Source organism: Azospirillum agricola, assembly GCF_020005195.1.
GTDB classification, from domain to species: domain Bacteria; phylum Pseudomonadota; class Alphaproteobacteria; order Azospirillales; family Azospirillaceae; genus Azospirillum; species Azospirillum agricola.
On sequence record NZ_JAIFZR010000005.1, the window covers coordinates 1,988,187 to 2,002,953 of the forward strand.

At 70.8% G+C, this 14,767-nt stretch carries 13 protein-coding genes; 5 read left to right on the forward strand and 8 right to left on the reverse strand.

Annotated elements, in window-relative coordinates; genetic code table 11:
- Window positions 1-61: 61 nt before the first annotated feature.
- Window positions 62-1,300, forward strand: coding sequence for an HD domain-containing phosphohydrolase (locus JN22_RS24425; RefSeq protein ID WP_085556360.1), 1,239 nt, complete (start codon window positions 62-64; stop codon window positions 1,298-1,300).
- 12 nt (window positions 1,301-1,312) lie between these two features.
- Here JN22_RS24425 and JN22_RS24430 read toward each other — a convergent pair whose 3' ends face one another.
- The 5 genes from JN22_RS24430 to JN22_RS24450 all read right to left on the reverse strand — a co-directional run bounded on the left by JN22_RS24430 (window position 1,313) and on the right by JN22_RS24450 (window position 7,804).
- Window positions 1,313-2,488 (reverse strand): CobW family GTP-binding protein, encoded by a 1,176-nt coding sequence (locus tag JN22_RS24430; RefSeq protein WP_223677871.1) that lies wholly within the window; start codon window positions 2,486-2,488, stop codon window positions 1,313-1,315.
- Complete coding sequence (locus JN22_RS24435) at window positions 2,485-2,985, reverse strand: Fur family transcriptional regulator (RefSeq protein WP_085556361.1); 501 nt, start codon at window positions 2,983-2,985, stop codon at window positions 2,485-2,487. The genes JN22_RS24430 and JN22_RS24435 overlap by 4 nt, the downstream gene beginning before the upstream one ends.
- 62 nt (window positions 2,986-3,047) lie before the next feature.
- Window positions 3,048-4,502, reverse strand: a complete 1,455-nt coding sequence (locus JN22_RS24440) for a cryptochrome/photolyase family protein (protein WP_085556362.1) — start codon at window positions 4,500-4,502, stop codon at window positions 3,048-3,050.
- A gap of 72 nt (window positions 4,503-4,574) precedes the next feature.
- On the reverse strand, window positions 4,575-5,303 hold the full coding sequence (gene pdeM / locus JN22_RS24445; protein WP_085556363.1) for a ligase-associated DNA damage response endonuclease PdeM: 729 nt from the start codon (window positions 5,301-5,303) through the stop codon (window positions 4,575-4,577).
- Window positions 5,300-7,804: a ligase-associated DNA damage response DEXH box helicase gene (locus tag JN22_RS24450; protein ID WP_085556364.1), complete on the reverse strand. Its 2,505-nt coding sequence runs from the start codon at window positions 7,802-7,804 to the stop codon at window positions 5,300-5,302. Before JN22_RS24450 ends, pdeM begins: the two co-directional genes overlap by 4 nt.
- A 190-nt stretch (window positions 7,805-7,994) precedes the next feature.
- Here JN22_RS24450 and JN22_RS24455 point away from each other — a divergent pair, with 190 nt between their 5' ends.
- Entirely contained in the window at window positions 7,995-8,282 is a 288-nt protein-coding gene (locus tag JN22_RS24455) for a ribbon-helix-helix domain-containing protein (RefSeq protein WP_085556365.1), read from the forward strand.
- A gap of 227 nt (window positions 8,283-8,509) precedes the next feature.
- Here the strand turns inward: JN22_RS24455 and JN22_RS24460 are convergent, their stop codons facing one another.
- The 3 genes from JN22_RS24460 to JN22_RS24470 all read right to left on the reverse strand — a co-directional run bounded on the left by JN22_RS24460 (window position 8,510) and on the right by JN22_RS24470 (window position 12,321).
- Window positions 8,510-8,920: an RcnB family protein gene (locus tag JN22_RS24460; RefSeq protein WP_179166218.1), complete on the reverse strand. Its 411-nt coding sequence runs from the start codon at window positions 8,918-8,920 to the stop codon at window positions 8,510-8,512.
- Between the two features lie 167 nt (window positions 8,921-9,087).
- Complete coding sequence (locus JN22_RS24465) at window positions 9,088-9,846, reverse strand: EAL domain-containing protein (RefSeq protein ID WP_085556367.1); 759 nt, start codon at window positions 9,844-9,846, stop codon at window positions 9,088-9,090.
- Window positions 9,847-9,954: 108 nt separating this feature from the next.
- On the reverse strand, window positions 9,955-12,321 hold the full coding sequence (locus JN22_RS24470) for a xanthine dehydrogenase family protein molybdopterin-binding subunit (RefSeq protein WP_085556368.1): 2,367 nt from the start codon (window positions 12,319-12,321) through the stop codon (window positions 9,955-9,957).
- A 212-nt stretch (window positions 12,322-12,533) separates the two neighbouring features.
- On the opposite strand from JN22_RS24470, the gene JN22_RS24475 reads away from it, so the two are divergent.
- The 3 genes from JN22_RS24475 (at window position 12,534) to JN22_RS24485 (ending at window position 14,735) form a co-directional block, all read left to right on the forward strand.
- Complete coding sequence (locus JN22_RS24475; protein WP_085556369.1) at window positions 12,534-13,259, forward strand: SOS response-associated peptidase; 726 nt, start codon at window positions 12,534-12,536, stop codon at window positions 13,257-13,259.
- Window positions 13,237-13,797: a thermonuclease family protein gene (locus JN22_RS24480; RefSeq protein WP_085556370.1), complete on the forward strand. Its 561-nt coding sequence runs from the start codon at window positions 13,237-13,239 to the stop codon at window positions 13,795-13,797. The genes JN22_RS24475 and JN22_RS24480 overlap by 23 nt, the downstream gene beginning before the upstream one ends.
- A 140-nt stretch (window positions 13,798-13,937) precedes the next feature.
- Window positions 13,938-14,735, forward strand: coding sequence for a PhyR family response regulator anti-anti-sigma factor (locus JN22_RS24485; protein ID WP_085556371.1), 798 nt, complete (start codon window positions 13,938-13,940; stop codon window positions 14,733-14,735).
- Window positions 14,736-14,767: the final 32 nt, after the last annotated feature.

The window sequence follows — 14,767 nt, forward strand, 5'->3', positions numbered from 1 at the left end:
CGAGTCGTGGTCCGAGTCGTGGGCCGGATCGTTGGCCGGATCGTTGGGGAGTGCGGGCGTCGTGGGTCTTGTCGGTCAGTTCCTTGAGTTCATCGAGCAGACGCCCAACCAGTCGTTGCGGGCGATCAGCGACCGCGTCCTGCACAAGTGCCGCGAGCTGACGGACGCCGAGGCGGGAAGCGTCTTCATGCTGAGCGGGCAGGGGCGGGCGCGGCAACTGGAGGCGGTCAGCGTCCAGAACGACGTGATCCGCGCGAAGACGGCTTCCTTTACCATTCCGGCCGCCTCCTCCTCCATCGTCGGCCACGTCGCCATCACGGGCGAGACGGTGCTGATCGACGACGCCTACGCGCTTGGCGAGACGAAACCCTACCGTTTCAACCCCGGCTTCGACCAGCGCACCGGGTTCCGCACCCGCTCGATCATGGCCTTCGCGTTGAAGGGGTTCCGTGGCAAGCCGGTCGGGGTGGTGCAGCTCATCAACCGCCGCGATCCGCAGGGCGGCGACCCGCTGCCTTTCCTGCTCGGCCACGAGGCGATGATCGCGCCGGTCAACCATCTGGTCGGCCGCGCGCTGGAGCGCGCCGCGACGCTGGAGCGGCTGAAGGAGCGCAACCGCGCCCTGACCCAGGAGCGCCGCCGCGTCGCCGAGCTTCAGAAGGAGACCGAGCGGGCCTTCATGATCTCGGTCAACCTGCTGGCCCGCGCTGCCGAGGTCCATGACGAGGACACCGGCAACCACATCGTCCGGGTCAACGAATACTCCTACATCCTGGCGAAATGGGCCGGCTGCTCGAAGGCGTTCTGCGAGGAGCTGCGCTTCTCGGCCGCCCTGCACGACGTCGGCAAGATGAGCGTCGACCAGGCGGTTCTGCACAAGCGCGGCCGGCTCGACGAGCGCGAACTGGCCGAGATGCGCCGGCACCCGGTCTACGGCTACGAGATCCTGAAGACCTCGGACCGTCTGAAGATGGCCGCCGAGGTCGCGCTCAGCCACCACGAGCAATGGGCCGGCACCGGCTACCCCAACGGCCTGAAGGGGGAGGAGATCCCACTCGCCGCGCGGATCGTGGCGATCGCCGACTGCTACGACGCGCTGCGCAGCAAGCGGCCCTACAAGCCGGCCTTCAGCCACGACAAGACGGTGAACATCCTGACGCTGGGGGACGACCGCATCGACCCGACCCAGCATTTCGACCCGCGCCTGATCGCCCTGTTCGCCGAGCGCCACATGGAGTTCGACCGCATCTGGGAGGAACTGCGCGACGAGGAACCGGCGGCGGAGCCGGTTCCCGCCTGACCGCGGGCCGCGTCACGCGGCCGGCTTGCCCTCTTCGCCCCACACCAGACTGTCGAACAACGGCTCGATCACCGGCTGGCCGAGATCGCGGGTGATGAAGACCAGCTTGGTGCGGTGGTCCTCGCCCGGCCATTCCTCCAGCCGCACCGGCGGGTGGAACATGTGCTGGACGCCGTGGACGACCACCGGCAGCTCGCTTTCCCGCACGTTCAGCAGCCCCTTCACCCGAAGCAGATTGTCGCCGCCCTGGGCGATCAGCGCCTCCATGAAATCGACGAATCCGTTCCAGGGGATCGGCCGCTCGACGATCATGCAGAAGGCGCGGATGTGGTCGTCGTGGCGGTTGGCGTCGTGGTGATGCCCATGGTCATGATCATGCCCGCAGTCGGCGCCGCAGTGTTCGCCGTGCTCATGGCCATGATGGTCGTGGCCGTGCCCATGATGATGGTCATGGTCATGATGATGCCCGTGCGCGGCCTTTTCCCCGTCGCGGTAGGCCTCCTCGCGCAGCCAGCGGGCGACGTCCGGGCTCTTGGTCTCGGGGTTGTAGAGGCCGGCGTCGAACAGGCCCTTGGGATCGACCTCGCCATGGGCGGCGGGGATGATCGGGGCGGCCGGGTTGATCGCTTTCAGCCGCTGCATCAGCGCCACGGTGGCGCCCGGCGTGGCGACGTCGGTCTTGGTCAGCACGATGCGGTCGGCGACGGCGGCCTGCTTCACGCTTTCCGGCTGCCGGTCGAGCTGGAGCGAGCCGTGCGCCGCGTCCACCGTGGCGATGACGCCGTCCAGCCGGAAACGCGCCGCCAGCAGCGGGTCGGTCATCAGCGTGTGGATGATCGGGGCGGGGTCGGCCAGCCCGGTCGTCTCGACGACCACGCGGTCGAAGTCCGGCACCTCGCCGCGCACCCGCTTCAGGAACAGGTCGCGCAGCGTGTCGACCAGATCGCCGCGGATGGTGCAGCACAGGCAGCCGCTGTCCATCAGCACCATGTTCTCCGACGCCTTGGCGACCAGCAGATGGTCGAGCCCGACCTCGCCGAACTCGTTGATGACGATGGCGGTGCGGGCCATGCCGGGATGGCGCAGCAGGGCCTGGAGCAGGGTGGTCTTGCCGCTGCCGAGGAAGCCGGTCAGCACCGAGACGGGCAGGCGGGGGGAAGCGGCAGGGGATGTGGCGGGAGCGCTCACGGGTGTTTCTCCTGACAGGCTTTGCAGACGCCGCGCACCTCGACGGTGGGGCGCTGGACACGGAAGCCGCGTGCGGCGGCGGCGGTCTCGATGGCGGTGCGGACTTGCGGGTCGTCGATCTCGGCGGCGTCCCCGCAGCCCTCGCAGACCAGGAACTGCCCGGAATGGGTGGGGCCGGGGGCGGCGCAACCGACATAGGCGTTCAGCGACTCGATGCGGTGGACCAGCCCCTGTTCGACCAGGAACTCCAACGCGCGGTAGACGGTGAGCGGTGCCGTGGCCTTGCCGTCCTGCTGGCTCAGATCCTCCAGGATGGCGTAGGCGCCGCGCGGCCGGTGGCTCGACCACACCAGCTCCAGCACGCGGCGGCGCAGGGTGGTCAGGCGGGCGCCGCGCTCCGCGCAGAGCGCGTCGGCGCGGGTCAGCGCGTCGGCGACGCAATGGCTGTGGTCGTGAGGCATAGGGCCGGCTGCGGGGTGGTGGGTGTGGGCGGTCATGACGTTACTATATAACCCTGCCGTCGCCGAAACAAAGCGCCGCGTCGCCGCAGCGGCCTGGATCAGATCTTGCCGCCCTTGCGCTCCCGGTAGAGGGCGAGCGCGCGGTCGCGGGCCTCGCCGTGATCGACGACGGGATGCGGGTAATCCTCGCCGAGCCGGACGCCGGCCTTGCGCAGGATGTCGGCCGGCGCTTCCCACGGCTTGTGGATCCAGCGCGCCGGCAGCCGCTCCAGCTCCGGGACGAAGCGGCGGACATAGGCGCCGTCAGGGTCGAATTTTTCGCCCTGGAGGACGGGGTTGAAGATCCGGAAGAAGGGGGAGGCGTCGGCCCCGCAGCCGGCGACCCACTGCCAGTTTCCGGCGTTGTTGGCAAGGTCGGCGTCCACCAGAGTGTCCCAAAACCAGCGCTCCCCCTCCTGCCAGGGCAGCAGCAGATCCTTGATCAGGAAGGAGCCGGCGATCATCCGCACCCGGTTGTGCATCCAGCCGGTTTGCCAGAGCTGCCGCATCCCGGCGTCGACGATGGGATAGCCGGTCCGCCCGCGCCGCCACGCCGCCATCCCGTCCGGGTCGGTGCGCCAGGGGAAGCCGGCGAAGCGCGTGTTGAAGGGCTGGTCGGGGAGGTGCGGGGCCTGGTGGAGCAGATGGTGGTTGAACTCCCGCCACCCGATCTCGCGAAGGAAGACCTCGACGCCGCCGGCCAGTTCCGGCCGGGCATCGGCGGCGTGACGGGCGGCGTGCCAGATCTGGCGCGGCCCGATCTCCCCGAAGGCGAGGCGCGGGGAAAGGGCGGAGGTGCCGTCATGGGCCGGCCGGTCGCGCTCCGCCGGGTAGGCGGCGACCGGGCCATCGAGGAAATCCGCGAAACGCTCGAGGGCGGCGTCCTCGCCGGGCGTCCAGGCGTCGCGCAGGCCGCCGGCCCAGTCGGGCTTGGCGGGGCGCAGCGCCCACTCCCCCAGCCGGTCTGAGGCGACCGGCTTGGCCGGGCCGGTCAGCCGCTTCGGCGCGCGGGACGGCTGGAGCAGGTCGAGCGTCGGCGCCACGCCGCGCCAGAAGGGTGTGAAGACCTTGTAGGAGCCGCCGGTCTTGGTCGTGACGGTCCACGGTTCGGCCAGCAGGCCGGCGTTGAAATGGGCGGCCTCGACGCCGCGTTCCGTCAACGCCTCCTCGACGGCGCGGTCGCGGGCGGCGAGCGCCGGGGCGTAGCGGCGGTTCCACAGCACGCGGTCGGCGCCGGTCTCGTCGATCAGGCCGGTCAAGACGCGGACGGCCTCGCCCCGGCGCAGCAGCAGCGGCGATCCCAGCCGGGCGCAGGCTTCCCCCAATCGCTCCAGGCTGCCGTGCAGCCACCAGCGCGAGGCGCCGCCCATCGGCCAGGGATCGCCGGCCGGATCCTCGAGAATATAGACGGGCAGGACGGGCGCGCCGCTCCGAACGGCCTCGGTCAGCGCCGGGTTGTCGGCGAGGCGCAAATCGTTTCGGAACCAGACGATGGTCGGGGCGGGGATCGGCATGCGGATGACTCGGAGAGAACGGCGACGCGGGAACGCGATATAGGCCGCGCCGACGCTTCGGCCAACCGTCCTTCAGCCGCCCCGGTCGGGCGACAGGCGGTCGCGGGGGAAGCGGTGGATGCGCCCACGCACCGTCAGCAGCGCGTCGAAGCGCGGGGCGAGCAGCCCGGCGATGGCCGGGTTCAGCACGTTCAGGCCGCCGGTGAAGCTGCCGAAGGCGGGCAGGACCAGCTTGGCGCCGTCGGTTACGAAGCAGCGGTCGCGCACCCGCCGCCCGCCCAGCGCCAGCGCCGCCGCCGGGTGCAGATGGCCGGACAGTTCGCCCACCGCACCCGGCTGCGCTTCGTGGCGGAAGACCAGGGGGCCGAGCCGGAACTCGGCCACCGAGCGGCCGCCCAGCCCCTCCGGCGGGTCGGGGTCGTGGTTGCCGGTGATCCACACCCAGTCGGTGACGGCGGCGGTCAGGGCGCGCAGACGCTCGGCGTCGGCGGACTCCATGCGGGCGCCGGCCCGGCGGTCGTGGAAGCTGTCGCCGAGGCAGAGGACGCGGGCCGGCTTCTCGCGGTCGACCAGGGCGGCCAGCCGCTCCAGCGTCGCCCGCGTGTCGTAGGGCGGCAGCATCCGGCCGCGCGCCGCGAAGGCGGAACCCTTCTCCAGATGCAGGTCGGCGACCGCCAGCACCCCTTCCGCCGGCCACAGCAGCGCGCCCGAGGCGTCGGCGGCCAGTGCCGCCCCGTGCAGCGCCACCGGCGCGCGGCTGTCGTCGATGCGGCCGGGGGCCTCGGTTCCCTGGGCGGTCACAGGGACAGCCGTCCCTGCACGGCGGGCGCGGCGGCGGTTTGCCCCAGCTCCGGCATGGCCTCGGCCACCAGCGCGTCGGCCGCCGCCGCCAGAAGCTCGTCGGTGGCGCTGCCGTCCACCCGCTCGCGGCCGATCTCCAGGATGACCGGGACGGCGAGCGGCGAGATGCGGTCGAGGTCCTTGTGGGTGATCCGGCCGCGCACCCGTGCCAGGAAATCCGACAGGCGCCGCACGTCGGTCAGGCCGCCCGCCGCGTCGGCCCGCGTCGCCCGCAGCAGGACATGGCCGGGGTCGTGCTTGCGCAGCACGTCGTAGATCAGGTCGGAGGAGAAGGTCACCTGCCGTCTGGTCTTCTCCTGCCCCGGATGGCGGCGGTCGATCACGCCGGCGATCAGCGCGACGTTGCGGAAGGTCCGCCGCAGCATCGAGGATTCGTCCATCCAGGCCTCCAGGTCGTCGCCCAGCATGTCCTGGTCGAACAGCGAATCCATGTCCGTCGGCGAACGCAGCGACCACACCGCCAGCACATAGTCGGTGGCGACGAAGCCCAGCGGCCCCAGCCCGAACCGCTCCATCCGCCGGGTCAGCAGCATGCCGAGCGTCTGGTGGGCGTTGCGCCCCTCGAAGGCGTAGGCGACGAGGAAGCGCTTGCCGGCCTTGGGGAAGGTCTCCACCAGCAGCCCGTCGCGCGACGGCAGCAGCGAGCGCAGGCGTTGCAGCGTCAGCCATTCCTTCACGTCGCCGGGCAGACGGTCCCAGCTTCGCGGGTCGGCGAGCATGGCGCGGACCCGCTCGGCCAGATGGGTGGTCAGCGGCAGGCGGCCGCCGGCGTAGGCCGGAACCTTGGGGTCGCCGGTGCCGCCCTTGGCGACCTGTGCCTCCATCTCGCGCACGCCCAGGAACTTCAGCAGTTGCCCGGCGAACAGGAAGCTGTCGCCCGGCGTCAGCCCCTGGATGAAATACTCCTCCACCTCGCCCAGAACCGGGCCGCGGTTGAGACGGACCCGGAGCAGCGCTTCCTGGGTGATGGTCCCGACATTCATCCGGTACTGCCGCGCCACCGCCGGGCCGGCCACCGCCAGCCGGCCGTCCTCGCGCCGGCGCAGCCGCTGGAAGCGCTCGTAGGCGCCCAGCGCGTAGCCGCCGGTCGAGACGAAATCCAGCACGTCGTCGAACTCGTCGCGCGACAGGGCGGCGTAAGGAGCGGCGGAAACCACCTCCTCGTAGAGCTCGTCGGGCAGGAAGGGCGCGGCGCAGGCCATGCCGAGCAGATGCTGGGCCAGCACGTCGATGCCGCCGGGGCGCGGCGCCTCGCCGTCCAGCTTGCGGTCGCGCACGGCGTCGAGCGCCGCGCGGCATTCCAGCACCTCGAAGCGGTTGGCGGGAACCAGCAGGGCCCGGCTCGGTTCGTCGAGCCGGTGGTTCGCGCGGCCGATGCGCTGGACCAGCCGGCTCGACCCCTTGGGGGCGCCGATCTGCACCACCAGATCGACCGCCGCCCAGTCGATGCCGAGGTCGAGCGAGGAGGTCGCGACCACCGCGCGCAGCTCGCCGCGCGCCATGGCGCCCTCGACCTTGCGGCGCTGCTCGGCGGCCAGCGAGCCATGGTGGAGCGCGATCGGCAGGTTGTCGTCGTTGACCCGCCACAGCGCCTGGAAGACCAGTTCGGCCTGGGCGCGGGTGTTGACGAAGATCAGCGTGGTCCGGTGCCGGCGGATGCGGTCGTACACCTCGGCCAGCGCGTGCAGCGCCATGTGGCCGGCCCAGGGCAGGCGTTCCTTGGTGGCCAGGATCCCGATCTCGGCCTGCGCGCCGGATCGCCCCAGCACCAGCCTGACGTCGCCGTCCCCGCCGTCCGCGCTCCAGCGGCCGCTGCGCGACAGCCAGGCGAGCAGCCGCTCCGGCTCGGCCACCGTGGCCGACAGGCCGACCCGCCTTGCGGCCGGGGCCAGCCGGGACAGCCGCGCCAGCCCCAGCGCCAGCAGGTCGCCGCGCTTGGTCCCGGCCAGCGCGTGCAGCTCGTCGACGATGACGCAGCGCAGGCCGCGGAACAGCCGGTCGGCGTCGGCGTAGGACAGCAGGAGGGCGAGGCTTTCGGGCGTCGTCATCAGCATGTGCGGCGGGTGCACGCGCTGGCGCCGCCGCTTGGACTCCGGCGTGTCGCCGGTCCGCGTCTCGGCCCGGATGGGCAGGCGCATCTCGGCGATCGGGGTGTCCAGATTGCGCTGGATGTCCACCGCCAGCGCCTTCAGCGGCGAGATGTAGAGCGTGTGCAGCCCCTCGCGCGGCCGTTCCGCCAGCTCGATCAGCGAGGGCAGGAAGCCGGCCAGCGTCTTGCCGCCGCCGGTCGGCGCGATCAGCAGGGCGCTCTCGCCGCGCTCCGCCGCCTCGACCATGGCGACCTGATGGGCGTGCGGCGCCCAGCCCTTTGCGCGGAACCACGCGGCGACGTTGGGCGGGATCGGCGCCGGAAGGGGATGAGCGGAGGAAGGGGCGTCCATGGACCGGAGGGCTGGAGGGGGCGGAGACAGGTCGCGGAACAAGATAGGGCGCCGTTTGCGAACGAACAAGGAACGATCATGCTTGGCACCGTCGGCCCCGGTCGATGGGCGCCATTCCGCTGTGTGAAAAACTTCACTGCGGCATGGGGGGGAAGGAGGATTTTGAGCGCCGGTAGCCAAGGGGGTACAGATGATTTGCCGCAATCTTAGGGTAAATGGTCGCCGGACCAGCTTACGCATGGAACAGGAAATTTGGGACGCGGTGGACGACGTCGCCCGGCGCCGCTGCATCCTGGTGACCGAACTGGTCTCCGAGATCGACCGCCAGCGCGGCGAGGCCAGCCTGACCGCCGAACTGCGCGTCTACGTGCTGGGCTATTACCGCAAGGTCATCGAACGGCTGGACAGCTATGGGATGACGCGGGTTCCGCTCGCCCGCCCGATCGAGCAGCCCGCCGAATACGCCACGCTCCAGTAAGACGCGGCCCCCCGGAGCGCCACGGATTTCCGGGCTCCTGGAGACAAAAGGAAAGGGCGGCCCTGGGATCGCGGGCCGCCCTGAAGTCTCCGGTTCCATCAGAGACGTCATCATCCTCCCAAAACCTGCGTCTTGGCCATTTGCGCAAAAGTGGCACTCCGCCACGCCTGGCCGTCATGCCGGCCGGATCGCGGGGGCTTCGCCACGGGCGCGCCTTCCGCCCGGGATCAGCGGAAGAAGCCGGGCAGGAACTCGATCACCACGCCGGTTCCGCTGACGACAAGCACGGCATCGCGTCCCGCCCGGACCCAGTGATGCCCGCGTGGCGGGCGATGGAGGTGATGGCTGGCCGGCTTGACGATGACATGGCGTTTGCCACGGTATTCCTGCGGCAACCGCTGGCCCGTCCGCCAATAGTGCTCGGAAGGACGCTCGGGGCGATGCTCGTAACGGTGGTCGGCGGGGCGATGATCGTTTGGCCGATCCGGTCCGCGCCGGTCCGGCCCTCTCTGGTCGGGCCGCGCATGGGGAGGGGGAGCCTCGTGGCCCTGGTTCCATCCCTGCGCCATGGCTTGCGACCCGGCGAGGCTGGAAAAGGTGACGGCGGCGATGAGGGCCGCGACCATGCTGCGCTTCATGAGGGTGGTCCCCTTGTTTCGGTATCGGGGTTTCGGTATCGGGGTTTCGGCATCGGGAACCTGATGCCCCGATGATTTCCCGATGACCGCAGGATGCCCCCGCATCGTTGCCGGTTGATGTCCGGACGGCAGGCGTTCGGTAACGTTGTGTTACAGCCGTTCGCGGTTCATTGGAGGCGGGGGATGTCGGCCGCGCCGACCATCGCCTGGAAGGCCGGCTTGGCGAAGAGATAGCCCTGCATCAGACGGATGCCGAGATCGCTCAGGGCATCGGCCTCGCCGGCGGTTTCCACGCCCTCGGCCACCGGGGTGATGCCGAGATCCGCGCAGACCATCAGGATCGCCTTCACGATGCTGCGGCGGGGACGCTCGCTGTCGATGTTGCGCGTCAGCTCCATGTCCAGCTTGATGATGTCCGGCTGGAATTCCGCCAGCAGGTTCAGGCCGGAATAGCCCGACCCGAAATCGTCGATGGCGGTCATGAAGCCCTGCCGCCTGTATTCGGCGAAGATGCCCTTCAGGTGGCCGTGATCGACGAGGCGCTCGTTCTCCGTGACTTCGAAGATGATCCGGCTGGTCGGAAAGTTGGTCCGCCGTGCGGCGGCGAGCGTCGCCTGGATACAGGCCTCCGCCTTGTAGACCGCGTTGGGCAGGAAGTTGATCGACAGCCGGGCGCCGTCCATCGGCAGCCCGGACGCCAGTTCGATGGCCTTGACGCGGCAGGATTGGTCGAAGCTGTAGCGGTTGCCCTCGTTGACCTGCCCGAGCACCCAGCCGGCGCCCTGGCCTTCCGTTCCGCGCACCAGCGCCTCGTGCGCCCAGATCCCGCCGGCCGCCACATCCACGATGGGCTGGAACGCCATGGTGAAGTCCAGATCGAAGCGCTCGGCGCACCGGCCCCCGCATCCCGTACCAACAGCCGCCATCCTGCCACGCCCTCCGCTTGATCCTCGCCTATAGGTAAGGGACGCTGTCACAGGTTTAACCCGACGGAGGTGTGACAACGCCACCACTTTCGTCTGGGTGCCCTCCTCCTATTCGGCCGCCGCCCGCGTTCCATCACCCCGTGGCCCGGCACCCCGTGGCCCGGCGGCCTGGATCGCCGACCAGATCGCCAGCGGAGTCGCCGGCATGTCGATGTGCTGGATGCCGTGCTCCGACAGCGCGTCGACCAGTGCGTTGATGATGGCGGGCGGCGCGCCGATCGCCCCGGCCTCGCCGGCGCCCTTCATGCCCAGCATGTTGGTGGTGCTCGGCACGCAGTTCAGCTTCACCTGGATCGGCGGCATGTCGACCGCGCGCGGCATCTGGTAGTCCATGAAGGAGCCGGTCAGCAGCTGGCCGCTGTCCGGGTCGTAGACCACGCGCTCCTGCAACGCCTGCCCCAGCCCCTGCGCCACGCCGCCATGCACCTGCCCGATCACCAGCATCGGGTTGACCACGGTGCCGAAATCATCGACCACGCTGTAGCGGACGACCTCGACGGTGCCGGTGTCGGGATCGATCTCGACCTCGGCGACGTGGCAGCCGTTGGGGAAGGTGCTGGCCGGCGGCGACCAGCGCGCCCGCTCGGAGAAGGCGATTCCCGTCTGGTCCGTTCCGCTGCGGGCCGCCGCCGCCTTGGCCGCGACCTCCTTCAGCGAGACGCTGCGGTCGGTGCCGGCGACGGTGAAGCGGCCCTCGGCGAACTCGATGTCGATTTCGGCGGTTTCCAGCAGGTCGGCCGCGACCGGGATCGCGCTCCTCACCACCTTGGCCGCCCCCTCCGCCAGCGCCGAGCCGCCGACCGGGACGGAGCGCGAGCCGCCGGTGCCGGCGCCCCAGGTGACGCGGTCGGTGTCGCCCTGCACGACCTCGACATCCTCGGGCGGCACGCCCAGCCGGTCGGCGAGGATCTGCTTGTAGGCGGTCTCGTGGCCCTGGCCGTTGGTCTGGGTGCCGATCAGCAGGACGACGCGGCCGTCGCCGCCGACCTGCACCGTCGCCTGCTCCGGCCCGCCGCCCGAGCAGGCCTCGATGTAGGTCGACAGGCCGGCGCCGCGCAGCCGGCCGCGCGCCCTGGCTTCCGCCTTGCGGGCGGGTAGGCCGGCCATGTCGGCCAGGATCAGCCCGTCCTCCAGGTTCCGGGCGAATTCGCCGGTGTCGTAGACCTGTCCCATCGGCGTCGCGTAGGGCATCGCCGAGGCCGGGATGAAGTTGCGGCGGCGGATCTCCGCCGGGCCAAGCCCGGTGACGCGGCCGGCGTGGTCGATCAGCCGCTCCAGCAGATAGGCCGCCTCCGGCCGGCCGGCGCCGCGATAGGCGTCGACCGGCTGGGTGTTGGTGAAGACGCCCTTGACCCGCACATAGACCGCCGGAGTCCGGTAGGAACCGACCAGCATCGCGGAGCCGGCGTCGGTCGGGATGAAGGGGCCGTAGTTGGACAGGTAGGCGCCGAGGTTGGCGACGGTGTCGACCCGCAGCCCGAGGAAATGGCCGTCGGCGTCGAGCGCCAGCCGCGCCCGGCTGACATGGTCGCGGCCGTGGTCGTCGCTGACGAAGCCCTCGGTGCGCTCGGCGGCCCATTTCACCGCGCGGCCCAGGGCGCGGGCGGCGAACAGGCAGGCGACGTATTCGGGGTAGTTGAACAGCTTCATGCCGAAGCCGCCGCCGACGTCGGTGGTCAGGACGCGGATGCGCTCCTTCGGCTCCTTCAGGATGTCGCAGAACTGCTTTTGCAGGCTGTGGACGCCCTGGCTGGTGACGTGGATCTGCAAGCGTCCGCTGTCCGGCTCGACCCCGGCGAGGCAGGCGCGGCCCTCCATCGGGTTGGCGACGACGCGGTTGTTGACGATCTCCAGCTCGACGACGCGGGCGGCCGTGGCCAGCGCCGCCTCGACGGCGGCCTCGTCGCCGGTGTCCCAATCGAAGCAGAGGTTGCCGGGGGCCTCGTCCCACACCTGCGGGCGGCCGGGCTCCAGCGCCTCGGCGGTGCCGGTGACGGCGGGGCGGTCGTCGTAATCGACCATCACCAACTCGGCGGCGTCGCGGGCGGCCTCCAGCGTTTCGGCCACCACCAGGGCGACCGGGTCGCCGACATGGCGGACGAAGCCGCGCGCCAGCGCCGGGCGTGGCGTGCGGACGTAGGGCGAGCCGTCGCGCTGCTTGAGGTCCGAGTTGCAGGGAATCGGCCCGACTCCGGCGGCGTCGAGGTCGGCGACCGTGTAGACCGCCAGCACGCCGGGCACCGCCACGGCGTCGGCCGTGTCGATGGCGCCGATGGCGGCGAAGGCGTGGGGTGAGCGCACGAACACCGCGAAGGTCTGTCCGGGCAGGGTCACGTCGTCGGTGTAGCGGCCGCCGCCGGTGAGGAGGCGTGCGTCTTCGGTGCGCGGAACCGCTTGGCCGATGCCGAACTTCATGAAGGAACTCCCGCTTTGCCGAGGTGGGCCGGAGGCCGGTCACCGTCGAGGATAGGGCGGGGCGGGGCGAAGGGAAACCCCGCCTGACGGCATGCGCCCGTCATGGCGGCGATGCCGGGCATGACGGCGATGGCGGGGGCAAACGGGGGAAAGGGGATTATGGGCTGGCCGGGCGGGGGCGGGGACGCCATAGTCATGGCATGTGCGGACGCATGCTGCTCACCACCCCCGTCAGCGAGCTTCAGCGGATCTTCGGCGTGCCGGACAAGCCGAACCTGAAGGCGCGCTGGAACGTCGCCCCGACCCAGGACATTCCGATCGTCCGGGAGGAAGAGGACGGGCGCCGCCTGGCGCTGGCGCGCTGGGGCCTCGTGCCGCATTGGGCGGCGGATCCCGCCATCGGCGCGCGGATGATCAACGCGCGGGCCGAATCGGCGGCGGAGAAGCCGGCCTTCCGCGAGGCGCTGCGCCGGCGGCGCTGCCTCGTTCCGCTCGACGGCTTCTACGAATGGACGGCGGCGGGACCGCGCCGGCAGGGCCACGTCATCCGCCGCCGCGACCGCGCGCCCTTCGCGCTGGCCGGGCTGTGGGAGATCTGGCGCGGGCCGAAGGGCGGACCGCCGCCGGAACGGCCGCTGGAAAGCGTCACCATCGTCACGACCACCGCCAACGCCACCCTGTCGGCCCTGCACGAGCGCATGCCGGTGGTGCTCGACCCGGCCGATTGGGAGCGCTGGCTCGATCCCGCCGCTCCGCTGCCGGCGGTGCAGGCGCTGTTGCGGCCGGCGCCGGATGATTGGCTGGAGGTCGCCGTGGTCGGGCCGCGCGTCAACAGCGTGCGCAACGACGACCCGTCCTGCCTCGACCCGCCGTCCCCCCAGCCGCCCGATGGACCATCCCGCCGCAAGGCCGCCGATGACCAGCCGACGCTGTTCTGACCGGCTCGCCGCGGTCCTGCTGGCCGCACTCACCCTGTTCGGCTGTCCGGTCTATGCGTCGGCCCAGACGGCCGGCCCGACCAAAGGCAAGGTGGCCGCCACGCCCAACGAGACGCTAAAAGGCAAAGCGGTTGCCGCCGAAGGGGATCTGCTGGTCATCAACGACACGCCGGTCCGCCTGATGGGGATCGACGCCCCCGATCCGGGGCAGAAATGCAAGAACCGTTACGGTCACGAACTGGACTGTTTCAAGATTGCGACGGCGGTGCTCGCCGCCATGGTCAAGGACGAGGAGGTGACCTGCACCGTCTCGGAAAAGGACCGGACCGGCGAGAGGAAGGGTGAGTGCCGGGTGCGCGGCGTCGATCTGGGGGCGGCGATGGTGTCGCGCGGCTGGGCGTTCCATTACGCCAGCCTGTCGGCTGCCTACCAGAAGGGCGAGGCCTACGCCCAGAGCAAGCGGATGGGGCTGTGGGCCGGTCAGGTGGAGAAGCCGTGGCAGTGGCGGTCGCGCCAAGTCCGCGAAAAATCCCGCTGACCCTTCGGTCCTGGCCGGATCGGCTGCTCCCCTTTTCCCGTCGCCGGCGGAGGGGCGGCGTGATAGGTTTGAAGGCCGTTCATATTTTGTTAACCGGCTTGGCCGACCGCCAGGACGCTTGCCCGCAGAGGACGCGGATCATGCAGACCTACGGACGCGAACTCTACGATCATCTGCCGCCTCTGCGCCGTTACGCGCGCGCGCTGACGGGGGCGGTCGAGGCTGGTGACGCGCTGGCGACGCGTTGCGTCGAGGTCGTGGTGATGGCGCCGACGCGCTTCGGGCTGGACCGGGGGGAGGGGGCGCGGCTGCCGCTCTACGCGCTGCTGCATCTGCTGTTCGACCAGTCCGCCATCCAGTCCGCCGCCGCCCGTCCGGCGGTTTCGCCGCATCCCATCGAGCGCGCGCTCGCCACGCTGCCGGAGTGCGAGCGCCGGCTGTACCTGCTGGTGACGCTGGAGGAACTGAGCCTCGCGGAAGCCGCCCAGATCCTGAACCTCGCCCCGCTGGAGGCGATCGGCCGGCTGAAGGACGCGCGCGAACGGGTCCGTCTGGCGATGACCCAGCGGGTGCTGGTGGTGGAGGACAACGCCCTTCAGGCGATGGAGATCGGCGAGGTGGTGGCCGACATGGGTCATGTCGTCTGCGGCACCGCGGTGAACGAGCGGGAGGCGCTGTCGCTGCTGCGGGCCGAGAATCCCACGCTGGCGCTGGTCGACGTGCGTCTGGCCGACGGTGGCAGCGGGGTCGAGATCGCCCGTCATCTGCGCCGCACGCGATCGCTGCGCACGATCTTCATCACCGCCTTCGACGGCGACCTGGAGGAACTGGACGCCTGCCACCTCGGCCAGATCGTCCGCAAGCCCTTCACCAACGAGGCGATCCGCGCCGCCATCTCGCGGGCGGTCTTCATGCCGCGACCGGTGGCGCTGGTCTGAAAAGGAGAAGGCCCCCTCCGGCGGGAGGGGGC